Annotated in this window: 1 protein-coding gene; it reads right to left on the bottom strand. The window is 60.2% G+C overall.

What is annotated here, in order from left to right; all coding sequences use genetic code 11:
* A partial coding sequence (locus tag D7V77_RS44160; protein WP_199734024.1) for a hypothetical protein occupies positions 1 to 422 on the bottom strand: 422 nt, incomplete at both ends.

Genomic DNA, 422 nt, shown 5'->3' with positions numbered 1-422 from the left:
GGTTCGGAAGAAAGGGTCACGGGCGTGCCATCTTCGAACCGCCCCACGATCAGGGCGCCGGCCCGCTCGCGGTCGTCTCCTTTCAGGTGTAGCGTATCGGCCAGGTGTTGTTCCTTGCTCTTGAAATCCCTGACTCGCTGCTCGAGCTTGCGGAATACGAAAAAACTGCCGAAGGCAAGCGGGTCTGTCTTGCCCTGGTTTTCCCGCCGTGAATCCATGGCAAACGGATCTGCGACCAGCACGGGGCTCAAGGGAAAAGCCGGGTCCCAGTGGGCAATGCCGTCGAGCTCCGCTTCATTTTCGATATCTTCCTCCAGCATCAGCGGCTGGCTGCGGCCATCGACATAACCGAAATGCTCCAGGCCGTGGCCGGCCCTGTTCCGAATTGCCCTGCCTTGCTGTACATGGTGAATGGTGCTGCC

It is taken from the genome of Corallococcus sp. CA041A (genome assembly GCF_003612075.1).
In the GTDB taxonomy this organism is placed as follows: Bacteria; Myxococcota; Myxococcia; order Myxococcales; family Myxococcaceae; genus Corallococcus; species Corallococcus exiguus.
This window is presented reverse-complemented; position numbering and strand designations above follow the sequence as displayed.